Source organism: Actinomadura sp. 3N407, from assembly GCF_052245875.1.
Lineage (GTDB): Bacteria > Actinomycetota > Actinomycetes > Streptosporangiales > Streptosporangiaceae > Spirillospora.
Genome location: NZ_JBQQBP010000040.1, coordinates 1 through 23619 on the forward strand (window position 1 = coordinate 1; position 23619 = coordinate 23619).

The following is a 23619-nucleotide window of genomic DNA, read 5'->3' on the forward strand; positions in this document are numbered from 1 at the left end:
CAGCGCCTACACCGACCTGGGGAGGCTGAAGGAGGCCGGGCTGCTGCGTCAGGTGCACGCGGCCTGCCCCGGCCGGGGCGTGGCCTACCAGATGTGCGTGCCGGACAGGCTGCCCGCCGACCTGCCCGCCGGGATCCGCGCCGAGCTGCGCAAGCGGTGGGCGCGCCCGTCCAAGGCGTCGAAGGTGGCCCGCGCCGAGGCCAGGCGCCCCCCGTCCCCGTCGGCGGCCGAGGCCGTTCGGGTGCGGATCCCCCTCGCTGAGGGGCACCGGCTGCTGGCCGACGTCGACATGGTCCGGGTGGGCACCCTGACCGCCCCGCCGCGCGAAACGCTGCGATCCCGTGGAGGACTGCACACGTGTCCTTTCCTTAAGAGGGCTCTCCCCCACCCCCGCCGATCGGGGTCCCGGCAGGGTGATCGGCCGCCCCCTGATCGGCCGGTGGGGGAGCCATTCGGCGATGAGGAGGGGTTGCTGGCCGACGTGATGGCCCGGTGCATGGCCCGGTGGGGCGCTGAGCGGCCCGCTGAGCGGCTCCCAGACGCCGGGGCGGTGTCCCGGTTGCGTCCGCTGCTGCGGTCGGCGCTGCGCTGGCATGCGTCCGCCGACGTGGTCCAGGCCGTCACCGATCAGACCCGGTCGGCCCGTGACGTCGCCGCGGTCGCCGCCACCCGGCTGCGCCGGATGGTCCTGGCGGCCCGCCGCTCGGCCCGTGTCGCCGTCGACGACGGGGCCCGTTACGGCGCCCTGCAGGACGGCCTGGCCCACGACCGCGCCACCGGCATGGCCGCCTCCGCCGAGGCCCGCGCCGCCGCCCGCCAGGCCCTGGCCGCCGCCCGTGACCGGCACCGCGCCATCGGCCAGCCCGCACCGGTTCCCGCCCCACGCCCCGCACGGACGGCGAAGCCGCCCGCGGCCGCCGAGGACCTCCTGGACCCCGGCGACCTTCGCCTCCTCCGCCAGGCCGCCGGCAACGCGGCCGCGGGCACCCCACGAACCCGCCACCTTTACTAAGTAAAGGCCAGCGCCAGGCGTGAGCAAGATGAGGAACAGGCGCCTGTTCGGCGCGGCGGGCTTCCGCCCGAGTGGATCACCCTCCTACCTTCGGAGGGTGATCATCCCCGCCCCTGGATCACGGGGCGGGGCGCTCCGCTCGGGGGGAAGGTGGCGCACGTGGGCGACGACGGCGAGACGGCGACCGACACCGCGACCGTGCCGGGCCCGGCCGCGCCCCCCGCCATCGAGGGAGCCCAGCGCCAGGCGTTTGCCGCCCGGCCCGCTCGGCGGCGCCGGGTGAACGGCGGCCGCGCCCGCAAGCACTCGGTGCGTTTCACCGACGCGGAGAACGACGTCGTCCAGGCGGCCGCCGACGCGGCCGGGCTGACGGTGCCGCACCTGATCGCCGAGACCATGCTGGCGGCGGTCACCGGCCGCGGCGCCGGACGCGGGCAGCAGCTCCCCTTGGCCGAGCGGCGGGCGCTGGCGGCCGAGCTGGCGGGCACGCGGACCCTGCTGGCCAAGATCGGCGTGAACGTCAACCAGCTCGCCGCCACCGCCAACTCCGGGAACATCCCGGCCGCCGGCGAAGTCACCGCGACCATGGACGCCGTCACCCGGATGCTCACCCGGCTGGACACGGTGATCACCCCCCTGGAAGACCGCCCCCACGGTGACCGCCGATGAACAACAAGATCATGAAACGGGGCAGGGACGTGGCCGGACTGGTCCGCTACCTGTTCGGCAAGGGCGAGGGCAACGAGCACACCGGCCAGCGGGTCATCGCGGCCGCCGCGGCACTGGACATCGCCGACGGCACCCGCCTGGACCGGCGGCAGGACTGGCCGCGGGTACTGGACCTGGCCCGCCACGTCGACGCGCACCGCCGCCTCGCCGGCGTCGCCCCGGCCGACGGCTGGGTCTGGCACTGCGCGATCTCCCTGCCGCCCGGCGAGCACCTGGACGACGCCCAATGGGCCAACGTCGCCCGCACCGCCATGCAGCGACTCGGGTTCGAGGCCGACGAACAGGGCGGCCGGGCCGGGTGCCGGTGGATCGCCGTGCACCACGGCCCCTCCGCCGGCGGCAACGACCACATCCACCTCGCCGTCAACCTCGTCCGCGACGACCTCACCATCGCCGCGCCCGGCCGCGACCGCATCGCCATGTCCCGCCTGTGCGGCGACATGGAACGCCGCTACGGCCTGCACGTCGTCGAGGGCCGCCCCGGACGCGGGATGCCCGGCTACACCCGCGCCGCCAAAGAACGCGCCGAACGCACCCAACGCCGCACCCAAACGCCCCGCAAACACGGCCAGGACGTCCGCCAGGACGCCGGTCACAACGTCGGCCAGGACGCGGGCCGGGCCGTCCCCGAGACCGCGACGCTGGCCCGCAAGATCCGCGCCGCCGCCACCGCCGCGACGGGCGAGGCCGAGTTCGTCCAGGCCGCCCTGGACGCCGGGGTCTGGGTCCGCCCCCGCTACGGCAAGGGCGGCGACCGCAGCCAGGTCGTCGGCTACTCCGCCGCGCTCCCCGGCAGCGGCACCGGGGCGGCGGGGCCGATCTGGTATGGCGGCGGGAAACTCGCCGCCGACCTATCCCTGCCCCGCCTGCGCGCCCGGTGGACGACCGCGCCCAAGACGACGCCTCCCGGCGCGCTGCCCACCTGGCAGCACGCCAACGACCTCGCCACCGGCCCCGGCGGGACGGGCGCGGGTACGCGCGTCGACGCCGCACCGTCCGCCGGCGAGCCCACCGGCGAGCCCGCCGGGCGGGATGCCAGGCAGTGGCGGCAGGCCGCGCGCCGCGCCGGCGCCGCCGCCCACGCCCTGCGCGACCTCCCGCCCGGCGACCCCGCCGGATGGGCGGCGGTCGCATCCGACACCGCCGGGCTGCTCAGCCTGCTGGCCGACCGCGTCGACGACGACGAGCTGGCCGCCGAGCTCGCGGCCGCCGGGTACAGCCTGGCGTGGTCAGCCCAGACGCCCCGCGACCACCGCGGCACCGGCCGCCGCGGCGACCACCGGGCCGACCACCGGGCCCCGGCGCGATCGGACCTGGCCGAGGTCGCCCGGGTGGTCCGCGTCGCCTCCCGCGCCCGCGCTGAGGACGCCGCGGTCGCGGTGGCGATCGCCGCGCTGGTCCTGGCGCTGCTGGCCGTGGTCCGCCTCATCCAGGCCTGGCACGACCACCAGCAGCACCGCCGCCAGGCCGCCACCCTGGACGCCGGATACCGGCGCTGCCAGCTCGCCGCCCGCGCCCACACCGGAAACGCCGCGGCGCCCTGGCACCGCCGCCCGCACGGCGCCGTCGGCGACGCTGCTCTGCGCCGCCAGGCCGACTCCGCTGAGGCCGAGCTGGCCCGCTTCGTCGAGGTCGAGGGCCGTGCCGTCGTGCTGCTGCAGCAGGCCCGTGCCGGTGACGGTCCCGCCGCCTCCCGGCTGCGCGAGCGGGCCGCCGCGCTCGCCGCCGCGGCCGCCGCCGAGACCGAACTGCCCGCCGCCCGCGACCGGGTCGCCGCCGCCCGCGCCGATCAGGACGCCGCCCGGACCCGCCTGGCCGAACTGGCCCCGCTCGCCGACCTCGGCCGCCTGGCGCTGCGCGCACACGGAACCAGCCGAGCCCAGCTCGCCCGAGACCAGGCCGCCGCCCGCGACCAGCTCACCGCCACGACCACCGCCGAACAGACCGCACGCACCCGCCTGGCCGACCTCACCCGGCAGGCCGCCGCCCCGATCACCAGCGACCACGGACGCCCCGCCCGCCCGGCCTGGCGGGACGGCGCCGCCACCGCCGAACACACCGACCTGACCACCAACTGGCCCGAACGCCTCGCCGCGGCGATCGCCGACGACGTCGACACCGCACCCGACCGCGCCGCCGGCCTCACCGCCGAAACCCGCGCCGCCGTCCGCGCCACCCGCCGCATCGTGCACGCCACCACCCGGCTGAGCGGTCCCGCCACCACCGCCGACGCCCGCGAACGCCTCGCCGCACTGCGCACCGAACAGGCCATCCGCGCCACCCTCCCGCCCGACCGCGCCGACCACGAACAACAGCAGCGGCGCCAGCACGCCACCGCCCAACGCGCCACCCGACCTGCCGCCCGGCCCGCGGCCGCGCCGTACGACCCACACCGCCACGGCCCCCACCACGACCCCGGCCGCGGCCAAGGGCCCGGCCTCGGCCGATAACCGCCCCAAAGCCGGTTCCGGGCCCGGCCGCCCGGAGGCCGCTAGACGCTAGGACGCTGGTCAAGAGCCCGCGTCCCGCTAGCAGCCCCGCTAGGTCTAGCGGCCATCCCCGCTAGGCCACAGTCCATCGGGGGCAACCGAGCAGCCGTTGGCGTTAGCGGGCCGTGCGGGCTCGCGGTACCGCCAACCGCTGTTGGCCCGGGACTCCTAAAGCTCCGGCGAAGGGCAAGGTAGCGCCGACACCTGATGGGGGTCTGGAGGCGCTCTCGGGGTAGGGCACCGAAGGTGTATGAGGGCTACGTGCAGTACCGCAAGGGCCACGGCTGGGGGCGTCCCAAAGGGCGCTGCCTGGTCTGCGGAACCCGGAAGGTCATTCTTTTCCCTCTCGTCCACGACCACTGCCACCAGCACGGATGGGTGCGGGGCGCGATCGGCGTCGGCATCTGCACCCCGTGCAACATGGTCATGGCGACCATCGACCGGGGCGCCCTTCCCAACCCGCGCACCCACCGCCTGCCCGCCGATGCCTACATCGAGCACTGGCTGCGCTGCCCCGAGTGCCGGGAAATCGGATGGCGGGTCCGGGCTCACTGCGCGTGTGACCACGCTCCCGAGTACCGCAGCCGCTACGAGTGCACCGCACCCGTCACCGACCCGCCGTGCCCCTGGATCGGTACCGGCTTTCGACCACTGCCGCCAGCCGAGGGACCCGCCGTCCTGCCGCCATGATCTTTGCCCCTCGCCGGAGCTTTAGGAGTCCCGGGCCCTGTTGCGATGCGCGCAGGCTGGGCCTGCGAGGTTAGGCAGGTCGGCGGCGGGCGCGTTGCCAACAGGCCGCGGACGTGGATCCTGGAGGAGCCGAGCCGTCGCAGAGCAGCGGGAGGACACCATGGCCAGGACTCGCCGCGAGGCCGCCGAGAACCCACAGCACCACTTCCTGAGCATGGAAACCCACATCTCCAACGCCCTGCACAATGTCGAAGGCGATGCCGAGGATCAACGCAAGGCGGAGATCTTCGCGCAACTGGCCATCGCGCATGCTCTGGGAGCGGTCGCCGCGGCTGTGCAGGACCTCGCCGAACGCTGACCGAGGCAGACCACACTTCCTGGACGCTGGCATCTGCCCCGTCCCAGGGGGGTTCCGGGAGTCCGCGATCCCCCCCCGGAACAAAAGCTTTTGATTGGAGCAACCCCCGATGCCCCCACGCAACCCCGGCAGGCCGACACTGCGCCCTATCGGCACCGCCAAGGACTACCTCGCCCGTGCTGTCCGGGAGGACATCGGCGACCCGGCTGAGATCGCCCGCATCGCTGCGCTCGTGGCGATCGCCGAGTCCCTGGCACGCATCGACGATCGACTGGCGGGCGTCGACGAAAGCCTCGGCCGGCTGCCCGAGTCACTGACTCAGCTGAAGCACGCGATCAACGACAAGTAGCTCCCCGCCGGTACGCTCCGCGCCGTGGACCTGGAGAAAGCCGTCTCGTGCCCGCCGCTGGTCCAGCTGGCGGCCGGGGAGGAGCGGCAGCCGGCCTATCTGCTGGCATGGTTGTGGATGGAGCGCGGCCGGGAGTGGCGGGCGGTCGTCACCTACCCGCACGTGACCGGTGACCCGCCGGCGGCGCGGCGCGTGGTGGCCGACGTCTCCGGCCACTCCGTCAAGCCGATCGAGCCGCCGGCTGCCTACGCCGACGTCCCCCGGCTGCAGCTCGCCGCCGACGGCACGGTGGGTCCGTGGGAGCCGCCGCCACCCAGTGACCCCTGACCCCGGGGCGGGTTAGAAACCTCACCGGGGCAGCGACGGGGCCTCACTCGCGGCCCGAGCTGCCGAAAGTTAGGTGGGTTAGGTGCTCTCGGCGGGTTAGGTGCGACGGCCAGACGGGGGCCGTATGAGCGCCCGAGGATGGCCCGGCGACCTAACTAACCGGGGCCCACACCGGCCCCTTGCCGATGGGGGTGCCGATCAGGTCGGTACGGGTTGGGCAGCGCGTCCGCGCACGTCACGGCGGATCTGGGCTTGCCGGTGGTCCACCCGACTCCCCCTATGTGTGGGGCTCCCTGTCCGGAGGGACGCAGTCGGACCCGCGACCGGTACAGCGCGCTCATGGGCTGAGCTGTGGTGATGGTGGTGGTGGGGTCTTCTGTTCATAGACGGCACCCCGAAACCAACCCCGATCAGAAGACCGACCGGAACACCGGAAGACGGGGCGGGATAGATCGTCGCGGCGGCCGCCGCGAGGCCTTGGTGACGATTCGTTTCTCCAGTGGCGCTCCCCGGGCCCGGCAGGCCCGGGGAGCGGGCGCGGCCTACCGTGCCCGGGGGCCGCCACTGGGCTAAGCGCGGCCCGGAGTCGGGCCGGTTTCGGTCCTGTCAGGACGGACCGGCCCACCGGGAGAGATCACCAGGACGGCTACTCGTCCAAGGCGTACGGGTTGATCTCGGCGTACCTGTCGTCGGCCTCGGTCATGTCGAAACCCTCTTCCCACTCGCCGGTCTTCGGCCAGTTCACCGGCCCGCCGACGCGGAACTGAGGGTGCTCCCAGCGCGGCTCGGCGACGCAGAACGCGTGCGTCGGCGCCGGTTCGTCCCCGGTCTCGCGGACGAAGCGGTCGTCGTAGATGAGGAAGTTGCCCATGTCGTCGCGATCCTCGCGGATCTCTTCGGGCAGCGTGACCACGCGCGTGATCTCATCGGCTTCGTCGTCCACCTCGGCCATCACCGGCATCACGTACCGGACCCACCGCTTCGCCATCGCAGCCCCGCCTTCCACGTCTTGGAGTCGGCGGCACGCTAGCGCGCCCGGTCCCCGGCGGGCGGGCGAACCAGGGGGTTTCCGGGCCGCGCGGCGGCGTTCGTCTAACGGTCATCTGATGAACGTGAGCCAGGTGCCCGCGCGGTGGGCGCCCCGTGAGGCCGCTACGTCTGATCATGTCCGGTTCCGATGTTCATTTTGCCGTTCATCTTCCGGTCGTCCTCCGCTAGTGTTCATCTATCTTCAGTGCGACGTTTAATGAACGGGAGGTGGTCGGCGTGGCGCTCATCGGCCTGGTCCGGGTCAGCACCGACAAGCAGAACACCCAGCGCCAGCACGACGCCCTGGACCCGATCTGCCTGAAGGTGTTCGAGGAGAAGATCAGCGGCAAGCTCGCCACCGACGACCGGCCCGACCTGCTCACCGCGCTGTCCTACATCCGCGAGGGCGACCTGCTGACCGTCCAGGAGGTCGACCGCCTCGGCCGCAACCTGCTGGAAGGGCTGATCGTCCTCAACGACCTGTTCCAGCGCGGCATCGGCGTCAAGGTGCTGGAGGGCATCGCGGCCGGCGAGCACACCGAGCGCTCGCTGATCCTGGACCTGGCCCTGGCGCTGGCCGAGGACCGGCGCCGAGACATCGCCCGCAAGACCAAGAACGGCCTGGAGGCCGCCCGCGCCCGCGGCCGGGTCGGCGGTCGCCGGCCCGTGGTCGACGACGACAAGCGCGCCGCGATCCTGTCCCGCCGCGAGCGCGGGGAGTCCATCCGCACCATCGCCGCCGGGGTCAAGGTCTCCGTCGGCGTCGTCCACAAGACCCTGGCCGAAGCCCAGGCGCCGGACGAGCCTGACGAGCCGGACGCGCCCCGCGGCGAGGCCGGCGAAGTGGCCGCCCTGGACGGCGCGCCGGTCGGCGCCGACGAGGGCCAGGACGACGCGGCCGAGCAGCGCCAGGAGGAGGAGCGGCGGTGGCGGCGGGGGCTCAAGCCGATCGCCGCCGACGTCGCCGGCGCCGAGGGGTATCGGGGTGCGGTCTGGCCGGACGGGTGGGGCCGGTACCACGTGGTCGCGCCGGACGGGGAGCGGATCGGCTACGCCGAGCAGGGCGGCGGGGTCCGGGCCCGCGCCTGGGTGGCCCACGCCCATCAGGGGCGCCAGCTGCAGGGCGGGATGCCGACGCGGGCGCGGGCGGTCGCCGAGCTGGTGCGCCGGCACCGCGATCGCACGCCCGCCACCGACGCCGCGGCGGCCGACGGCCTGCCGGGCTGGCGGCTCGTCCAGACGCTGCACGAGCGGGACCGGAACCGCTACCGGCTGATCGACCCCGGCGGCCGCGCCGCCGGGACCGTAGAGCGGCACGAGGTGGCCGGGCGGCAGCTCTGGCGGGCGACCGGCGGCGATCCCGCCAACGCCGCCGCGCTGCACTGGCCCGTCACCCCGATCAGCGGCGACCTGGACGCGATCGCCGACGAGGACGCCTGGCGGACCCGCGAGGCCGCGGTACGGGCCCTGGCCGAGAACCACGCCCCGGAGCTGGAAGCCCCCTAACCGCCGCCAGAGCCTCCAACGTGCGCCCCAGCGCCGTCCCGCGGGATGCGGGGCGGCGCTTCGTCGTCTCAGCGGACCGAGCGGGTGTGTAGGCACGGGCCGGGCCGCGTTCGGCGCTCAGCGGCGCTCTCAGCGCCACGAATCCAGCGATCATGAAATCAAGATCAGAAACTTTCGACTTTCGATAAGTCCAAAAGACTTATAGATTTTGCGAAACGAAAGTGGTAGAGTGTGGGTATGACGGAGACGAGTTGGATCCCTGAGCCCGATGACGAGTCCAGGCCGTGCGGGTACAGCCAGTGCGACCGGCGGATCACCTACAGCGGGACCGGGCGGCCGCCGCGGTACTGCCAGCCCGAGCGGCGCTGGCCGGAGCTGGGCAACAGGACCTGCAAGCAGCTGGCGGCCGAGGAACGCGCCGCGACCCGGACCGCGCAACTGGACGCGGTGACCGCCGCCTACGCCGCGACCGAGGACCCGGTGCTGACCGCGATCGGCGAACTGTCGGGCGTGCTGGCCGACCGCGCCGCCGCCGGCGAGAAGGTCCTGGAGGCGATCGGCGGACGCCTCGCCGACGCCGAGCGCCTGGCCGCCGAGGCCCAGACCGCCCGGCAGGCGGCCGAGGACGAGCGGGACACCGCGGTGCGGGACGCGGCCGCCGCCCGCCGGCAGGCCGAGGACGCGGCCGAGGCCCGCCGGGTCGCCGAGCGCCTCGCCCGCGACGCCGAGACCACCCGCGCCCGCGAGGTGGATGCCGCGTGGCGCAAGACCCTGGAGGCCGAGCGCGGCCAGGCCGCCGCCGAGGAACGCGCCACCGCCGCCCGGACCGCCGCGACGCTCGCCGCCGAACAGCAGGCCCGGGACCTGGAGGCCGCGCGCAGCCGCGCCGAGGCCGCCGAGCAGACCGCCGCCGACACCCGCACCGCCCTGGAAGAGCTGCGCGGCGACCTCGAGTCCACCGGGGCGGCGCTGGAGACGGCGCGCAGCGAGCAGCAGACGATCCGCACCGAACTGGCGGGCGTCACCGCCGAGCTGGCGGCCGCGACCGCCCGCGCGCAGGCCGCCGAGCAGCGCGCCGCCGAACAGGCCGACCGGGCCGCGCGCGCCGAAGCCGCCGCCGACCGCGAACAGCAACGCGCCGACGCCGACCGCGAGCAGCACACCGCCCGCCTCCGCGACCTGGAGACCGCGCTCAGCCAGGCCCGCGCCGCCGCCACAGACACCGGCAAGGGGCGGGGCCGGTCCTGATGGCCACCGACGCCACCCGCCCTATGTCGCCCGGCGCCCCTGCCGCCGCCCGGACCGATGTCGCCTCTGTCGCGTCGCCCGTGTCGCATGATGTCGCCTCGCCGCCGCCCGCCGATGCCGCGTCGTGTCCGGTGTGCGGCGGGCCGGTCCCGGACCGGACCGGGAAGCCCGGCCGCCGCGCCGCCTGGTGCTCCAAGGGCTGCCGTCAGCGGGCCTGGCGGGCCCGGGCCGCCGGTGACCGGGCCGCCCGCGCGGCCGCCGAGCTGTCCGACCGGATCGCCGGGACCGGCTACGGCGACGTCCAGGCCGCCGGCGCCGCCCTCGGCGAGGCAGTGCTGGCGATGTGCGAGGACGGCGACCCGGACGACGTCGCCGACATGGAGGCCGCGCTGATGTCCGGCCACCGGTGGGAGCACGATGTCGCGCAAGCCGCCCGCCGCCTGGCCGCCGCCGCGACACGCGTCGCCGAGCTGGCCGACGCGCACGCGACACAGCGCGCCGAGTTGCGTCGCGCCCGCGCGGTGGTTCGTCGCCCGCCGGCGCCGCGCGGCCGCGACGACGAATCACCCAGCGGCGGCGGGATCGTCGCGAACACCGCGGCGAAGGCCTCGGCGACGAAACCCGCCACCACGCTCAGCGCGTCCGGGCTCTCACGGGCCCTGACCCGGCTGGGGTTCGCGCGGGCTGTCAAGGTGCCCGGCGGCCGCGGCGGCGTCCTGTCCCCCATCACCGAGGGCTTCAAGGTATGGGGCCGCGGCAGCGCGGTCGTGGTCGACCACCTTCCAGCCGACGCCGAGGACCGGCACGACCGGCTCACCGCGATGGCCACAGCGTTGACCGCCGCCGGGTACACCGTCACCCCCGCCAGTGACCGGGGCGACCTACACGTCACCCGCCCGCCAAGCGGGCCCGGCGGGATCGTCGCGACCACCGCGGTGGAGGCCTCGGCGACGAATCACCCCGCCACCCCGCCCGCTCTGGCGGCTGCCGCGATCGACGCCGACGACCTGTTCGACGCGATCGAGGACGTCCTGGCGGACGTCCGGGACGCCCCCGGCATCCCGCAAGACGTCCTGCAGGACGTCCCCGGCGTCCCCGGGACGTCCTTCGCCGCCGCGCTGGAGGACCTCGCCGCCGCTCACCAGGCCGCGTCCGGCGACGTGCCCGTCGACGACCTGGCGGCGGCGGCCGCCGTGGTGGTCCGAGCGCGGCCGCCGTACCTGCCCGCCCGCGCCGACGCCGCCCTGACGCGGCTGCAGGAGGTGGTCGCCAGCACCTGAACACCAAGCGGGCCCCGGAGGTGCGCCAACACCGCCCGGAGCCCTGAGCCCTCACCAGAGCTGACCTGGAAAGGACCTGAGTCCGATCATGCACGACCACGAGATCACGATCACCACGTTCGGCTACCTACACGGCCCCGCCCCGGCCGCGCACCTGACCGTCGACCTGCGCGAGCACTTCCGGGACCCGCACGTCGACCCGGCGCTGCGGAACCTGACCGCCCGCGACACCGCCGTGCACGAGGCCGTGCGGACCACCCCTGGCATCCTGGCCCTGGTGGACGCCGCCGAGCACGCGGTGCTGGCCTACCTGGACGGCCCGTCCGCCGGGCCCGTCACCATCGCCGTGGGATGCGCCGGCGGCCGCCACCGCGCCGCCACCGTCGGAGACCTGCTGGCCACCGGCCTGTCCGAGACCCACGGCCTGGCCGTCACGCTCACCCACCGCGACCTGGACAAGCCCGTCGTCGACCGGCCCACCGCCGAGCCCGCCGCGGGGTCCGCCGCCGGGCGGATGCGGGTGGTCGACCAGGCCGCGCCGATGTACGTCACCCTCGCCGACCGGCACACCCTGGCCAGCCTCCCCGGCCCGGTCGAGCCCGGCACGATGCTGGGCAGCCACCTGACCGCCGTGACCGACCCGCGGCGGCTCCCCGTCGGCGAGCTGGTGTTCGAGCACCACTACGGCAACCGGATCGAGGCCCGCACCCTCCTGGACGGCACCGCCACCGCCCGACTCCTGGCCGTCCGCGACCGCGGTCCGGACGGCTGGGAAGTCGTCGGCGATGCGCCCCTGGCCGGGCTGCTGGGACCGCAGGCGGACGAGATCCTCGCCACCGCCCGGATCGCCCGCGAGTATCTGCGCGGCGACACCGGCGCCTCGCCCGAGGCCGCCCGGTACTACGCCGTGGCCGACGCGACCGGTGAGGCCATGGGCGCCTGCCTGGATGCGGCGCTGGCCGCGCTGGCCGCGGCGGGCGTCGACGCCTGGTGGTGGTCGACGGCCGTGTCGTGCGCCTACGGCCACGAACTGGTGGCGATCGCCGCCCGGGACCTGATCGGCACCGTCCCGGCCTGGACGGCGGCCGCCTACGACACGCTGATGGCGCCCTGGCTGGCCGCCGGGTTCGGCGTCGACGCCCTGGGCGGGGTGCCGTCGTCCCTGCGGTCATGGTCGACCCCGCACCCGGCGTACGCGCCGGTGGACATCACCCCGCCCGAGCTGCAGCCCGGCGAGGGCCTGGACGCCAGCGTCGCTGCCGGGTGGGCCGAGCCCGCGACCGACCCTGCCGCGCTGCCCGACCTCGCCGAGCGCCAGGCCGCCGCGCTCATCGGCTACGGCCTGGACGCCGAGGGCCGGCCCCTGCATCCGGCGGGCCGCACCGGGCGGACCGGCCGCAACCTGGGCCGGTGGGGCGAGAACGCCGCGGCCGACCCGATCGTGGTCGCCGGCGCCGGCCTCGCCGACCGGCGGGTGCTGCTGATCCGCCGCGCCGACTGCGGAGCCTGGGCCATCCCCGGCGGGATGGTCGACCCCGGCGAGACCGCCCCGGCCGCACTCGTGCGGGAGCTGCGGGAGGAGACCGGCGTCGACCTGGCCGCGCTCACCCCGCACGTCCTGGCCCGCACCCTGGTGGCCGACCCCCGCGAAAGCGACCGCGCATGGGTCGCCACCACCGCGGCGCTGTACCGGCTGCCCGCACCGGTGGCCGCGGTCGCCGGTGATGACGCGGCCGACGCCGGATGGTTCCCGTTCACCGACCTGGCCGCGCTGGAGGAGGCGCTGCAGCGCGCCGGCGGCACCCTGTACGCCACGCACCGGCCGCTGCTGGCCGCCGCATTGGAACGCCTCGCCAGCGACTGACCGCGACCGGGATGGGGCGGCCTGCCGTCACACGGGCAGGCCGCCACCGGCCATCTGAGACCGTCCGGCCGAGTTTCGTCGGTGGCGCGGTCTACCGTGGTGGCCAGTGGCAGCAGCGTGTCTGCCCGCTTCCGACCGCTCCCCGGCGCCCACGCCGCCCGAGCGGAACGAGGACAAGGGGCTCCGCCTCGCACGCATCACCGTTTGAGCTTCGCCTTTCACACGATCGTGAGTACCGGCGGAGTGGCGTGGGGACTCCGCTGCGGAAAGGATCGTTCGTGACCAGCGACAAGGCACGCAAGAAGGAGATCCGGGCGCGGATGGAGCGCACCGGGGAGCCCTACGCCGAGGCCGCCCGCCACGTGGGCCGCGACCCCGAGGCCGCCCGCGAGATCACCCGCCCCGAACACCTGGACGACGTGCCGGGCGCGGTACTGCCCGCCCCGGTGGCGGTGATGATGGCCCGGCACCTGAACGCGGCCGGGATGCACCTGGGAGCCGCCAAGCGGCTGGCCGCCGACAACGGCGCGCCCGGCTACCGCGACCTCGGCCGCGAGGACGGGCCGATGGACACCGCGCACAGCCGCGCGTTCGGCTGGGTCTACCACCTGGGCCAGTTCGCCGAGCGGACGACGGTGGCCTCGAGCGCGGCCGAAGCCGTCCCGGCCCCGTGGGGCGACGCCACCCCCGCCCAGAAACGCGCCTACGAGGCGCTCTACCCCAACCGCGGGAGCGGATGGTGCACCCGCGAGGGCGGCGCCCTGCCCCAACCCGGCCAGGACGGCCAGGACACCGCCGACGACAGCCCGAGCGAGCAGGGGCGGCGGGTGCGGCACCTGCTGCCCAGCCCGGTGCCGTCAACGCGGCTGACCTACACCGCTCACGGCCGCAACCTGGTCAAGGCCGGCGACGTGGTGCCCGGCACCCCGGCCGCGCCGATCTGGGATGCGCACCGCACCCTCAACACCTACGCCTGCGAATGGATGGACCGGGCCGGGGACACCCCCGCCGACCTGGCCGCCGCGCTGGAAGGCTGCCGCGAGGTCCTGGACGAGGTCCAAGGCGTCGCCGCCGGGGTGCTGGACGAGATCGACCGCAGGGCCCGGCGCGGCACCCTCACCGGTGCCGACACCGAGGCCCTGGACACCGCCCGCGCCGCGCTGGACCGGGAGAAGGCGTGGCCGCTGCTGCAGGCCCTGACCGACGCCCGCGCCGCCCTGGACGGCGCCGCCGCCGAGCTGCCCAACCCGGCCGGGGTCCGCGTGCCCGACCGCACCGCCCGGCAGATGACCGGCCGCACCGCCGCGCAGATCCGGCACGAACACGGCCTGGAGGTCTTCACCAACCGCCACATCGGCAAGGTCACCGCCCCCAACGAGCGCCGCGCCGACGCCCTGGCCCGGATCCTGGACTGGATGCACGCCACCGGCCAGGCCACCTACGACCCAGCCGAGCACGCCACCAACGACCCCGGCCGCGCCGAAGGCTGACCAGGGCACTGAACCGTCGCGGCGGCCGCGCCTAGCTTGCCGCGACGAACCCACCGCAACCCCAGGAAGGCCCGGACTCCACCCGCACAGGGGGGGAAGTCCGGGCCTTCCGCACGTCTGACCGGCGGCTGAATCGTCGCGACGCCGGCAGCTCGGCGCCGAGCGACAAAACACCGAGCCCCTGGACTTCCACGCCAGGAGAGTCGGGAGGCGAAGTGTCGCCAATTGGCGACAGAGTCTCTGGCGTGCTGACGCCACCACCAGGGTGGGGCTCCGCCGTGGCTTCCCGCACGTCGTGCTGTCTCTCTGGCATCGTGTCGACCCACATCCGAGTACCGAGATTCGGGAAGCAACGGAGGGGCGTCATGCCACCTGCAACCGCCGAGCGCGCGATCGTCGACGTCGTCCTGAGCCAGAAGGGCGGCGTCGGCAAGTCCACCATCACCGTGAACCTCGCCGCCGTGATCGGCGAGAACATTCGCCCGAACGCCGAGGGCGAGGACGCCCCGGTCATCGCGGCCGGGATCGACCCCCAAGGCTCCATGGAGAAGTGGGCGGACGCGGTCGCCGAGGACATCCTGCCGTTCGACTACCTGTCGACCCGCGGTGACAACACCCTGATCCCCCAACTCAAGAGCGACCCGCTGGTGAAGCGAATCGTGGTCGACTGCCCCGGCTTCATGGACGTCGACCCGGAGGCCGAACGCTCCCGCGATCCCCTCGGCCACGGTGCGGCCGCCGACGCGTTGCGCGCCGTCTTGGACGTCGCCGATCGGGCCATCGTCCCGATCAACCCCGAGTGGCTCTCCTACGACCCGACCGAGTACACCATCGAGCGCGTCCTGCGTCCGCGCGGCATTCCGTACCTGGTTGCGATCAACCGGTGGGACCCGCGCGACGGCGAGGACGACCTGGTCAAGGTCGAGAACTGGATCGATGAGCACGGGTACCCCCGGCCACCGAAGCCGATCCGCAAATACAAGATCCACACCAATGCGGCGGAGAAGGGCCTGGTGGTCACGCAGTACGCGTCCAGCGGCACGGCGCTGCGCGCCCGTGAGGACTTCTACAAGCTCGCGATCGCCGTCGACGGCCTGGAAGCGCGGCGCTGATGGGCCGCCGCCGCGAGGTCGGGAAGACAGCCCGCCTCGCTCAACAGCTCACCATCGCGCCTGAGAGCGTGCCCGTCCCGTATGAGGCATTCAGCGACAGCCCCAACCTGGTGGACACCGAACGGCTGGACCTCGCCGCATGCGAGACCGCGATCAACGGGTTGCGGCTGGCCTTCTGGGCAGCCGGCAAGGCACTCCAGACGATCCGGGACGCTCGCCTGTACCGCGCCACCCACGACACGTTCGAGGACTACGTCGAAACCCGCTGGCAGATGGGCCGCTCCTACGCCTACCGCCTGATCCAGGCGTGGCCGCTGGCCGAGGCCTTGTCGCCAATTGGCGACACGACGCTTAACGAGGCCCAGATCCGCGCGCTGCTGCCGTTCGCCTCCCAGCACGGCCAGGACGCTGCGGTGACCGTGTACAGCACTGTTGCCGAGGTGGACGGGGCGCTGACCGCCACCGTCCTCGCCGACGTTGTACAGCAACTCCGGAACCGGTTCGACCCGGCGACCGCCGCCGAGGAGATCCGCGCCTACCTCGCCGGCGAGAATCAGGACCAGGACGACGACGTCGACCCCTCCGACCCGGCTGCGGTGTGGACGGCTGAGGCCGACAGGCTTCGCGCCACCGTGCGCCGCGCGGTCACCCGGCCCGCGTTCCGCGCCGCCGCACGTGCCCGCCCCGAGGAAGCCCGCGCCGTGGTGGCCGAGCTGCGCGCGCTCCTGGACGAAGTCGAGGCGGGCGCCACTGACCCCGACGACGACACGTGAGCCCCTCCCAGGGACCGCGACTGCCCCCGGGGTTTAGCGCAGCATCCAGTAGGCACCGACAGGGATCGCACCAACAGTGATCACTGAGAACACCCCAACCCACAGCTGGCGAGGCAAGGCAGTCAAATGGGCGAGTCGATCCACGTCTGGTGTCTGATGTGGGAGACGACCCCAGAGTTCGAATACGTCGCGTGGCGCGGCAAGCAAGAGGAACCACGCCACGAAGTAGCCGAATGCCGCCTGGACCTGGACCGGCAGTAGCCACGAGACGCAGAACACCACCCCAGTCGCGGCCAGGGTGATCAGCAACCCGAACCAGGTGCGGATGTACACCACGAGACAGCAGAGAAGGATCAGGATCGCCCACAGGAGGGCGACCGCGTGATGAGCGGCCAGCAGAGCGGCAGCTCCAAGCCCGAACAGAGTCGGGCCTATGTAGCCGGCAGCCAGGGACACTATCGCGACCGGCCCCGTGGTCTTCCCCGCCCAATCGACCCGGCCGGAACGGTCGGAGCGTAGGTGGACCGCACTGATCTCCTGGCCGGCCAACATCGCGACAAAGCCATGGCCCGCCTCGTGGGCGAGTGTGACGACATACTCGGTCACTCGCCACGCGCCTGGTACGAGCACCAATAACGCCGCCACCAAACCGGCCCCCACAACCACCCACAGCGGAGACGCCGGTTGGCTGGCCAGGGACCGATCCCAAACGTCGTGAACCACGTCCACGCCGGTGGTTGTGCCCTGCCCGGGAGCCGCACGAACAGGCGACGGGGGATGGACGAGAAAGCCCCGGGAGCTATGCCCCGGGGCTTTCGAGCGCGGACGCTATTCCGCTGACCAGTTGAAGGACAGTTCCCACTGGTGTGCCGGAAGGGAGATCACGTTGACCTCAACGATGCGGTCTTCAGCGGTTCGTGCGGTGCGCACGATGGACGCCACCCGCTGGTCTGGGTCCATGGCCAGGTCGCGGATCTCGCTCTCGCTTGGAGCGCGGAACCGCACGACCTCGTTGAACTCGGCCGGAGCATGTCCGAGTTCGGCGAGCCGGGAGTATGCGCCACCCGGCCCGGTGTCTTCCTCGGCGAGTGCCGTTCCGGCGGCGATGTCCAGCGGGAGGTAGGACGTCGCCAATTGGACGGGCGTGTCGTTGGCATACATCACGCGGCCGCGAGCCAAGACGGTGTCACCTGCATTCACCTCAAGGAGGCTGGCGACCTCATCGGGCGCGGGCACCTCGGAGACCGAGACAACCGTCTTGGGGGTCAGCCCCTTCTCTCGGAGTTCAGCCTCGAATGCCCCGCGGGCCTGACCGGCTTCTCTGGTCTCGCGACGCTGGCGCCCGGCTGTGTCGCGCCGGATAACAGGGATCTCATTCACGGTTGTCCCCCTTCCTCGCTCAGGGCGCACTAGTCCTTCAGAACGGAGGACTGACAGTGCGCGGTTGATCGTCGCACGCTTCACTCCGAACCGGTTAGCAAGTTCTGGCTCGGAGGGCAGTTGGGAGCCAGGAGGGAACTCGCCATCGGCGATGGCGGCTCGCAGCAGGGCTGCAACCTGCAGAAACTCAGCCTGAGGCTTGTTGATCGACACCTATCCCTCTCCTGTCCCCTTCATGCGTAGCTGCCCAGCTTAGACGCCTGTCGAACGTTCGATGTTCAACGTGCTTGACGTCGCCGCGGCGCCGGTATATACTAACATGCGAAACGTTCGAAGTTCTTCGTTTCCAGCCTACATGCAACCGACGATGTGTCCGGTTTCGGGGAACGCGGACGGGCCCCGGCGCTGCTACGCCGAGGCCCGCCATCACAGGTCGCCCGTCCCCAATCAGAAGGAGAAACGACCCGTGAACACCATCATGGCGGATCCGGTCACGGAACGCCTGCTCACTCCTGCCGAGGTGGCGACGCTCTTCCGCGTTGAGCCGCGCACCGTCGGCGAATGGTCGCGCAGCGGCCGGCTGGAGTTCGTTCGGACGCCTGGAGGTCAGCGCCGCTATCGCGCGTCGGCGGTCCAGGCGCTCCTGGCGAGCGCCAGCGCTGAGGGGGTGCAGGCATGAGCAACGCAGACCTGCCGCTGCCCCTGCCGCTGCTCATCTTCTACGGCATTGTCGGCGTCTTCCTGCTGGTCACGTTCGTCAGTGCCTGCTGGATGGCGGCGACCACGACCCGTAGCCGGCGCCGTAGCCGGAGGTGGTGAGCGTGAGTTCCAAGAAGCAGCGGGACGAACAGACCGCCCCGGATGAGCTGGTCGCCGAACTGCAGCGGCAGCGTGACTTGGAGGCCGCGCGCCGCTCTGACGAGTTGGAGCGGGTGCGGGCCGAGGCTGGGCATGGCCGGGCCCGCGCGGACGTGGCCGAGGATTCTCGGCTGGCCGAGCTGGCGCGTGCCGAGCGCGAAGCCGATGTGCGTGCCGAGGCGGAGCTGGCCCGGATGTACCGGGAGTTTCGCGCGTCCGGTGAGCGCACCCGGATCCGGTCGGCGATGGCGCGGTCCGGGGAGGCCCGGGCGCTGCGTCTGGAGTGGCTGCGCAGGCTGAACCTGCGCGTCCTGGTACCGGTCCTGATCGGATTCGGCGTCTGGTCCACGACCGGCGTCCAGCAGGGCGCGGCCCGGATCATGGACGTCCAGGCCGACAGCCCTGTGTGGTGGGCGCTGTGGGGCCTGGAGGCGCTGCTGATCGGCGCGGTGTGCTGGATCATCATCGCCCGGGCCCGGCTGGCGGCCTCGGGCGGGAAGCTGGCGGTCCAGGCCGAGCGGATCGGCGTCGGCTGCCTGACCACGAGCATCCTGCTCAACCTGGTAGCGGCGATCCCCGCCGGCGACGCGGACGTGTCCGGGTGGGCGGTCATCGGCTCGATGTTCGCGCACGCGCTCGGCCCGGTCGGCGCCGCGATCACCGCGCACCTGATCGGCGTCATCGACCGGTCGATCGCCTCGGCCGACCCCTGGCACGAGAACGACAAGGCGGTGCCGCGGCTGGCCGAGATGGACCTGCAGCGGCCCGCGACCGTGCGGGCCGAGGCCCGTCCGCAGGACCGTCCGCACGAGAGCCCGGCCGAGTCCCGCACGGACGAGTCCGCACGGCAGGCCGTTCCGGCCCGCACTGCGGAGCGTGCGGAGCGGCTACGTGAGCCCGCATCCGCGCACGCACGCCGTCCCGCACTCCAGTCCGCACGAGAGTCCGCACGCGGCCAGGACCGCACCCGCACGACCGTCCGCACGCCGTCCCGCACGCCGTCCCGCACGGCATCCCGCACGGCATCCGGTGCGGAAGGCGATGCGGTGGACCGGGACGCGATCGTGGCCGAGCTGGCGGCCGAGATCCTCACCGCTGGTGAGGCGGGCGCCAAGTGGTCCCCGGACTACTCGTCCCTGCAGTCCCGCACGGGCCGCAAGCGCCGCTGGTGTGAGGCCGTGGTTCGCGATGCCCGCAACGCCGCGCTGCGCAGCAGTGCGGACGACGCTGCGGACGACGCTGCGGACGACGCTGCGGACGACGGTGCCCCGCACGCGGACCCGCACGAGGTCCCGCACAGCGGTCCGCAAGGCGGCGTTCCGCAGGGCCCGCGTGCGGATGGTCCGCAGGACGGGCGTGCGGAGTCTTCCGTGCGGACGTCCGGCGAGCTGGCCCTGACGGGTGCGGACGGGGGTGGCCGGTGATGGCGACCACGCTGCACACGTCCCGTACCGACTCGGCGGAGACGCTGCGGAACGAGTTCGCGCTGCTGTCGGTGGAGTACGCCGAGCTGCTGGCGCACGTGCGGGCGGCGGTGGCCGCCGACCGTGACGGCGAGATGGCCCCGCTCACGCACCTGGCCGGATTCCTGGAGGAGCGCGGGCAGCTCCCGCCGGACGGGGTGCCGGCCTCGCGGCTGGTGGCCGAGGCGTTCGCCCGCACCGCCGACGCCGACCGGCGGTTCGGAGGTGGTGGGTCGTGACGCACGAGACCTACGACTGGCAGGCCGCACTGTCGGACGACCTGGCGCACGCCATGGCGCACGGCGCCGAGTGCGCGCTGACCGACGCGGCCAGCAACCCCGACGGCATGTCGCCCGGCGACCACGCCCTGGTGGGGATCGGTTTCGCGTTGCTGGCGGTCCGCGCGCAGGTCGCGCAGACCGGCGGCGACGTCGCTGACCAGCTCAGCGCGATGGCCGACGACGTCCGCGACCTGACCGACGCCGTGGTGTCCGACTCCGCGGCGGCCGCCCGGCGGCCGTGGTGGCGGCGCCTGGCCGACCGGCTGAGCGACCGCGTTCACCGGCCCGGCGAGGTCGCCGTGGCCGTGGAGGCCTGCCCGGACGGCGAGGGCCTGGACGACGCCGACGTCGCGGCGCCTGGCGCCGTGGCCGCCGGGGCGACGGTGACGCCGCTGCGCAGGACGGGGGCGGACGATGTTCGGCGCTGATCCTGCGGTGTTCGCCGCGGTCTTCGTGACGCTGTACGCCGCGCACCAGGTCGGTGACCACTGGGTCCAGACGCACGTCCAGGCGTGCGGCAAGGGCGCGCCCGGGTGGGCCGGGCGGTGGCTGTGTGCCCGGCACGTGGCCACCCTCACCGCGACCAAGGTCGTGGCGTTGGCGCTGGTCACGGTCGTGCTGGCGCTGCCGCTGAACCCGTGGGCGGTGGCGGCCGGGCTGGCGGTGGACGCGGTCAGCCACTACTGGGCTGACCGGCGCACCACGCTGCTGGCGCTGGTGGCGTGGCTGGACCGCACCGTGCTGCCCGGCAAGACCGCGTTCGCGCGGCTCGGCCAGCCGCGGCCCGGCCACGACGACGCCCCTCACCTGGGCACCGGCGCCTACGCGCTGGATCAGTCCTGGCACGTCGGCTGGCTGCTGGTGGCCGCGCTGCTGGCCAGCCTGGGGGTGAGGTCATGACCTCGGCTCCCTGCCACTTCGAGGCCGCGTTCGCCGGCGACGACCTGCGCACGGTGGCCGAAGCGCGCCGCTGGACCCGGCAGGCCCTGGCCGAGGCCGGGCTTCCCGACGACACGGTGTGCGACGCGCTGACCTGCGTGTCCGAGCTGGCCACCAACGCCGCCCGGCACACCGCCTCCGGGCGGCCGGGCGGCAAGTACCGCGTCGTCATCGAGGTCACCGGCCGCCAGGCGCACGTCGAGGTCGTCGATCAGGGCGGCGAACAGGCCCCGGACGTGCGGCTCGGCGGCGCCGAGTCCGGCCGCGGGCTGTGGATCTGCGCGCAGCTCGGCGTGCTGTGCCACGCCGCGGCGCCGTCCGGCGGCCGCCGGGTGTGGGTCGATCTGCCCCACCCCGCTCAGGCCGCGTCCGGCCTGGTCAACGATGCGCACGCCCCGGACGGGGGTGAGCGCTGATGAGGCCCTGCGAGCGCGGCCGCGGCTGCTGGCACCGGTGTGTGGGTTCTGGTGCCCGGACACCGGCACGTGCGGGAGCACGCAGCAGGTGCGCCCGTACACGGTCGGCCCGCGCTGCCGCCGCCATACGCCCGCCGCGCTCGCAGGGCGCCCCGAACCGGACGACCTACTGCAGCGCGCGCGGGCCGTGCCCGCTGTGCGCCGCGACGACCACTGAACTTCCCCCTGACCTGGACCTTTGAGGAGGTCGCCCCCATGACCACGATCCCGACGATGATCCCGGCCGCGGTGCGGTCGCGGATGGAGCGGGCGGAGGCGCGGCGGGCCTACGCCGAGCTGTCCGACTCGCTGAACGAGACGTTCGATGACCTGTACACCGCCGCCGACCACGACGAACGCGCCGCGCTGCTGGACTTCGCCGCGCAGGTCACCTGCCGGCTGGCCGACCTGCACACCGCCGCGTGGGGCCCGGACGCCGACGCCGACGGCCAGCCGATGGCCGATTCGCTGACCAGCAGCGCTGCGCTGCTGGGGCAGGTCGCCGCGACCGAACGCGCCGTGATCGGCGCCGGCCCGCCGCTGCAGCGCTGGATCGGTGACGCCGTCGCGCTGCAACAGGACCAGTACGCCGCCGAGCTGATGATCTGGGTGCGGCTGGCGCACACCTGCGAGCCCGGCCAGCGCGCGGCCTACCTGCACAGACTGCGCGACCTGACCGCCGGGCACCTCGGCGACACCGCCGCCGAGATCCTCGCGGTCCTGGCCGAGATCGAGATCCGCCGCGCGGCCGGCCAGCGCCGCCCGGAGCCGCCCACCTGGTGGTTCACGGCGCCCCGGATCGTGATCGGCGCGTTCTTCGCCGCGCTGGCGGCGATCGTGGCCGTCCCCGGCCTGGAGGACGGCACCCGCGACGTGCTGGCGGTCGCGCTGCTGGCCGTCGTGGCCGTGTTCTTCGGCGGCCTGTGGCTGATCGCACGGCGTGGGAGCGGCGCCAGGTGACGGCCGGTCCGAGCGCATCCGCCCCCCCCCGGCGGGTGCGTTCCACCGGCCGCCACACGGGCGGCTGACCTGCACGAACACCTTAACGAACCGTCTTGACGAGCGAAGGAGATTTGCGATGACGGGAGCCCCGCAGTGGTCCGGGGAGATGCTGGACCGGCCCGAGATGGTGGAGGCGTTCTCCACCCAGTTGCGGCGGGTGCTGGCCTCGCACGTCGACTACGTCGCGCGGATCCGGCGTGACGCCGAGGCGATGTGGGACGCCAACCCGCCCGAGGGCTACAGCACGTTCGAGGCGTGGTGGCGGGCGCGGTGGGTCAAGGGTCCCCTTGCGGAGATCCAGGAGCACCTGGAGGCCGCCGCCGCGCTGACGTTCAAGCTGGAGGCCCGCTACCGCAAGGGCCGCCACGAGATCCCCACCGCCCGGCAGACCGCCCGGCAGGCCAAGGGCAAGGCGCCTGAGCTGGACCCCGGCCCCGGCCCGGGGTCGGGTCGCTTCGGTGACCGGACCCGCTCGGCCGCCACCGGCGCCGCCGCGCCGGCGCCCGCGCAGCCCCAGACCCAGGCCCAGTCTCAGGCCCAGTCTCAGGCCCAGGGCGGCGGCGGCTTCATGGACATGGTCCGGGAGGGGCGGTCGGCGTGACCAGCACCCCTGAGCCGACCACGGCGCAAGCCGCCAGGTCCCAGGCCGCCGCGTCGGCTACCGCGTCGCGGCGGGCATCGATGACGCCTGAGCAGCGGCGGCGGGAGAACCTGCGCGCGTTCTGGCAGCAGCGCTACCAGGCGTGCGCCGACGATCCCGGCGAGCTGGCCCGCGTGTCGTTCGACCGGGCGCGGGCCGCGGCCACCCGCGCGCAGCGCGCCGGCGTCGCGCCGATGGCGATGTACGAGCTGGCCGAACTGCTGCACAAGTGGGCCGAGCAAGTCGAGGCCAAGCACCAGGAAGCAGGTCACGCACCGTGACCACGTTCATGTTCATGTCGCGGGCGCCGTGCCCTCCAGCGGGCGCCCAACACGCGACGCGCGT

27 protein-coding genes and 1 pseudogene are annotated in these 23619 nt (G+C 73.9%); 25 read left to right on the plus strand and 3 right to left on the minus strand.

What is annotated here, in order from left to right; genetic code table 11:
• The 7 genes and pseudogenes from ACTWPP_RS43705 to ACTWPP_RS43735 all read left to right on the plus strand — a co-directional run.
• Positions 1-1012: pseudogene (locus tag ACTWPP_RS43705) on the plus strand (hypothetical protein); the annotation flags it as partial.
• A gap of 159 nt (positions 1013-1171) precedes the next feature.
• Positions 1172-1681: a plasmid mobilization relaxosome protein MobC gene (gene mobC / locus ACTWPP_RS43710; protein WP_443110384.1), complete on the plus strand. Its 510-nt coding sequence runs from the start codon at positions 1172-1174 to the stop codon at positions 1679-1681.
• Entirely contained in the window at positions 1678-4191 is a 2514-nt protein-coding gene (locus tag ACTWPP_RS43715; RefSeq protein WP_443110385.1) for a relaxase/mobilization nuclease domain-containing protein, read from the plus strand. The genes mobC and ACTWPP_RS43715 overlap by 4 nt, the downstream gene beginning before the upstream one ends.
• A gap of 285 nt (positions 4192-4476) precedes the next feature.
• A complete protein-coding gene (locus tag ACTWPP_RS43720) occupies positions 4477-4920 on the plus strand; it encodes an endonuclease domain-containing protein (RefSeq protein WP_443110386.1) in 444 nt (147 codons plus the stop codon).
• A gap of 160 nt (positions 4921-5080) precedes the next feature.
• Positions 5081-5278 (plus strand): hypothetical protein, encoded by a 198-nt coding sequence (locus ACTWPP_RS43725; protein WP_443110387.1) that lies wholly within the window; start codon positions 5081-5083, stop codon positions 5276-5278.
• Between the two features lie 109 nt (positions 5279-5387).
• Positions 5388-5627, plus strand: a complete 240-nt coding sequence (locus ACTWPP_RS43730) for a hypothetical protein (RefSeq protein ID WP_443110388.1) — start codon at positions 5388-5390, stop codon at positions 5625-5627.
• A gap of 24 nt (positions 5628-5651) precedes the next feature.
• Positions 5652-5954: a hypothetical protein gene (locus tag ACTWPP_RS43735; RefSeq protein ID WP_443110389.1), complete on the plus strand. Its 303-nt coding sequence runs from the start codon at positions 5652-5654 to the stop codon at positions 5952-5954.
• 646 nt (positions 5955-6600) lie between these two features.
• Here ACTWPP_RS43735 and ACTWPP_RS43740 read toward each other — a convergent pair.
• Entirely contained in the window at positions 6601-6942 is a 342-nt protein-coding gene (locus ACTWPP_RS43740) for a hypothetical protein (protein ID WP_443110390.1), read from the minus strand.
• 278 nt (positions 6943-7220) lie between these two features.
• Between ACTWPP_RS43740 and ACTWPP_RS43745 the strand changes: the two genes are divergently transcribed.
• From ACTWPP_RS43745 to ACTWPP_RS43775, 7 genes are all read left to right on the plus strand, one after another.
• Positions 7221-8489, plus strand: a complete 1269-nt coding sequence (locus ACTWPP_RS43745) for a recombinase family protein (protein WP_443110391.1) — start codon at positions 7221-7223, stop codon at positions 8487-8489.
• 237 nt (positions 8490-8726) lie between these two features.
• On the plus strand, positions 8727-9737 hold the full coding sequence (locus ACTWPP_RS43750; RefSeq protein WP_443110392.1) for a hypothetical protein: 1011 nt from the start codon (positions 8727-8729) through the stop codon (positions 9735-9737).
• A gap of 80 nt (positions 9738-9817) precedes the next feature.
• A complete protein-coding gene (locus ACTWPP_RS43755) occupies positions 9818-11017 on the plus strand; it encodes a hypothetical protein (protein ID WP_443110393.1) in 1200 nt (399 codons plus the stop codon).
• Between the two features lie 88 nt (positions 11018-11105).
• Positions 11106-12881: a RapZ C-terminal domain-containing protein gene (locus ACTWPP_RS43760; RefSeq protein ID WP_443110394.1), complete on the plus strand. Its 1776-nt coding sequence runs from the start codon at positions 11106-11108 to the stop codon at positions 12879-12881.
• Positions 12882-13159: 278 nt separating this feature from the next.
• Positions 13160-14371, plus strand: coding sequence for a hypothetical protein (locus ACTWPP_RS43765; RefSeq protein ID WP_443110395.1), 1212 nt, complete (start codon positions 13160-13162; stop codon positions 14369-14371).
• A gap of 365 nt (positions 14372-14736) precedes the next feature.
• Positions 14737-15483, plus strand: a complete 747-nt coding sequence (locus ACTWPP_RS43770; protein ID WP_443110396.1) for a ParA family protein — start codon at positions 14737-14739, stop codon at positions 15481-15483.
• Positions 15484-15551: 68 nt separating this feature from the next.
• Positions 15552-16256 (plus strand): hypothetical protein, encoded by a 705-nt coding sequence (locus ACTWPP_RS43775; protein WP_443110397.1) that lies wholly within the window; start codon positions 15552-15554, stop codon positions 16254-16256.
• 33 nt (positions 16257-16289) lie between these two features.
• On the opposite strand, the gene ACTWPP_RS43780 is transcribed toward ACTWPP_RS43775, so the two are convergent.
• Together ACTWPP_RS43780 and ACTWPP_RS43785 are read right to left on the minus strand one after the other, a co-directional pair.
• On the minus strand, positions 16290-16985 hold the full coding sequence (locus ACTWPP_RS43780; RefSeq protein ID WP_443110398.1) for a M50 family metallopeptidase: 696 nt from the start codon (positions 16983-16985) through the stop codon (positions 16290-16292).
• 99 nt (positions 16986-17084) lie between these two features.
• Positions 17085-17849, minus strand: coding sequence for a GntR family transcriptional regulator (locus tag ACTWPP_RS43785; RefSeq protein WP_443110399.1), 765 nt, complete (start codon positions 17847-17849; stop codon positions 17085-17087).
• A 265-nt stretch (positions 17850-18114) separates the two neighbouring features.
• On the opposite strand from ACTWPP_RS43785, the gene ACTWPP_RS43790 reads away from it, so the two are divergent.
• From ACTWPP_RS43790 to ACTWPP_RS43840, 11 genes are all read left to right on the plus strand, one after another.
• Complete coding sequence (locus ACTWPP_RS43790) at positions 18115-18315, plus strand: BldC family transcriptional regulator (protein ID WP_443110420.1); 201 nt, start codon at positions 18115-18117, stop codon at positions 18313-18315.
• Positions 18312-18455 carry a hypothetical protein gene (locus tag ACTWPP_RS43795; protein ID WP_443110400.1) on the plus strand — a complete coding sequence of 48 codons (144 nt, stop codon included), beginning with the start codon at positions 18312-18314 and terminating at the stop codon, positions 18453-18455. Before ACTWPP_RS43790 ends, ACTWPP_RS43795 begins: the two co-directional genes overlap by 4 nt.
• 2 nt (positions 18456-18457) lie before the next feature.
• The gene (locus ACTWPP_RS43800) at positions 18458-19918 is read left to right on the plus strand and encodes a hypothetical protein (RefSeq protein WP_443110401.1); all 1461 of its coding nucleotides are present in this window, start codon (positions 18458-18460) and stop codon (positions 19916-19918) included.
• Complete coding sequence (locus ACTWPP_RS43805) at positions 19918-20196, plus strand: hypothetical protein (protein ID WP_443110402.1); 279 nt, start codon at positions 19918-19920, stop codon at positions 20194-20196. Before ACTWPP_RS43800 ends, ACTWPP_RS43805 begins: the two co-directional genes overlap by 1 nt.
• On the plus strand, positions 20193-20666 hold the full coding sequence (locus tag ACTWPP_RS43810) for a hypothetical protein (protein WP_443110403.1): 474 nt from the start codon (positions 20193-20195) through the stop codon (positions 20664-20666). Before ACTWPP_RS43805 ends, ACTWPP_RS43810 begins: the two co-directional genes overlap by 4 nt.
• Positions 20653-21138 (plus strand): transcriptional regulator, encoded by a 486-nt coding sequence (locus ACTWPP_RS43815; protein WP_443110404.1) that lies wholly within the window; start codon positions 20653-20655, stop codon positions 21136-21138. The genes ACTWPP_RS43810 and ACTWPP_RS43815 overlap by 14 nt, the downstream gene beginning before the upstream one ends.
• Positions 21135-21593 (plus strand): ATP-binding protein, encoded by a 459-nt coding sequence (locus ACTWPP_RS43820; RefSeq protein WP_443110405.1) that lies wholly within the window; start codon positions 21135-21137, stop codon positions 21591-21593. Before ACTWPP_RS43815 ends, ACTWPP_RS43820 begins: the two co-directional genes overlap by 4 nt.
• Positions 21583-21810: a hypothetical protein gene (locus ACTWPP_RS43825; RefSeq protein WP_443110406.1), complete on the plus strand. Its 228-nt coding sequence runs from the start codon at positions 21583-21585 to the stop codon at positions 21808-21810. Before ACTWPP_RS43820 ends, ACTWPP_RS43825 begins: the two co-directional genes overlap by 11 nt.
• A 38-nt stretch (positions 21811-21848) precedes the next feature.
• Complete coding sequence (locus ACTWPP_RS43830) at positions 21849-22592, plus strand: hypothetical protein (protein WP_443110407.1); 744 nt, start codon at positions 21849-21851, stop codon at positions 22590-22592.
• Positions 22593-22710: 118 nt separating this feature from the next.
• Positions 22711-23235 carry a hypothetical protein gene (locus ACTWPP_RS43835; protein ID WP_443110408.1) on the plus strand — a complete coding sequence of 175 codons (525 nt, stop codon included), beginning with the start codon at positions 22711-22713 and terminating at the stop codon, positions 23233-23235.
• Positions 23232-23555, plus strand: a complete 324-nt coding sequence (locus tag ACTWPP_RS43840) for a hypothetical protein (protein ID WP_443110409.1) — start codon at positions 23232-23234, stop codon at positions 23553-23555. Before ACTWPP_RS43835 ends, ACTWPP_RS43840 begins: the two co-directional genes overlap by 4 nt.
• Positions 23556-23619: the final 64 nt, after the last annotated feature.

What these genes read in the sequence shown, in the direction of transcription:
- ACTWPP_RS43715 (WP_443110385.1), top strand. Translation starts at nt 1,678, where the DNA reads ATGAACAACAAGATCATGAAACGGGGCAGGGACGTGGCCGGACTGGTC.
- ACTWPP_RS43725 (WP_443110387.1), top strand. Translation starts at nt 5,081, where the DNA reads ATGGCCAGGACTCGCCGCGAGGCCGCCGAGAACCCACAGCACCACTTC.
- ACTWPP_RS43730 (WP_443110388.1), top strand. Translation starts at nt 5,388, where the DNA reads ATGCCCCCACGCAACCCCGGCAGGCCGACACTGCGCCCTATCGGCACC.
- ACTWPP_RS43740 (WP_443110390.1), bottom strand. Translation starts at nt 6,942, where the DNA reads ATGGCGAAGCGGTGGGTCCGGTACGTGATGCCGGTGATGGCCGAGGTG.
- ACTWPP_RS43750 (WP_443110392.1), top strand. Translation starts at nt 8,727, where the DNA reads ATGACGGAGACGAGTTGGATCCCTGAGCCCGATGACGAGTCCAGGCCG.
- ACTWPP_RS43760 (WP_443110394.1), top strand. Translation starts at nt 11,106, where the DNA reads ATGCACGACCACGAGATCACGATCACCACGTTCGGCTACCTACACGGC.
- ACTWPP_RS43770 (WP_443110396.1), top strand. Translation starts at nt 14,737, where the DNA reads ATGCCACCTGCAACCGCCGAGCGCGCGATCGTCGACGTCGTCCTGAGC.
- ACTWPP_RS43790 (WP_443110420.1), top strand. Translation starts at nt 18,115, where the DNA reads ATGGCGGATCCGGTCACGGAACGCCTGCTCACTCCTGCCGAGGTGGCG.
- ACTWPP_RS43795 (WP_443110400.1), top strand. Translation starts at nt 18,312, where the DNA reads ATGAGCAACGCAGACCTGCCGCTGCCCCTGCCGCTGCTCATCTTCTAC.
- ACTWPP_RS43805 (WP_443110402.1), top strand. Translation starts at nt 19,918, where the DNA reads ATGGCGACCACGCTGCACACGTCCCGTACCGACTCGGCGGAGACGCTG.
- ACTWPP_RS43815 (WP_443110404.1), top strand. Translation starts at nt 20,653, where the DNA reads ATGTTCGGCGCTGATCCTGCGGTGTTCGCCGCGGTCTTCGTGACGCTG.
- ACTWPP_RS43820 (WP_443110405.1), top strand. Translation starts at nt 21,135, where the DNA reads ATGACCTCGGCTCCCTGCCACTTCGAGGCCGCGTTCGCCGGCGACGAC.
- ACTWPP_RS43830 (WP_443110407.1), top strand. Translation starts at nt 21,849, where the DNA reads ATGACCACGATCCCGACGATGATCCCGGCCGCGGTGCGGTCGCGGATG.
- ACTWPP_RS43835 (WP_443110408.1), top strand. Translation starts at nt 22,711, where the DNA reads ATGACGGGAGCCCCGCAGTGGTCCGGGGAGATGCTGGACCGGCCCGAG.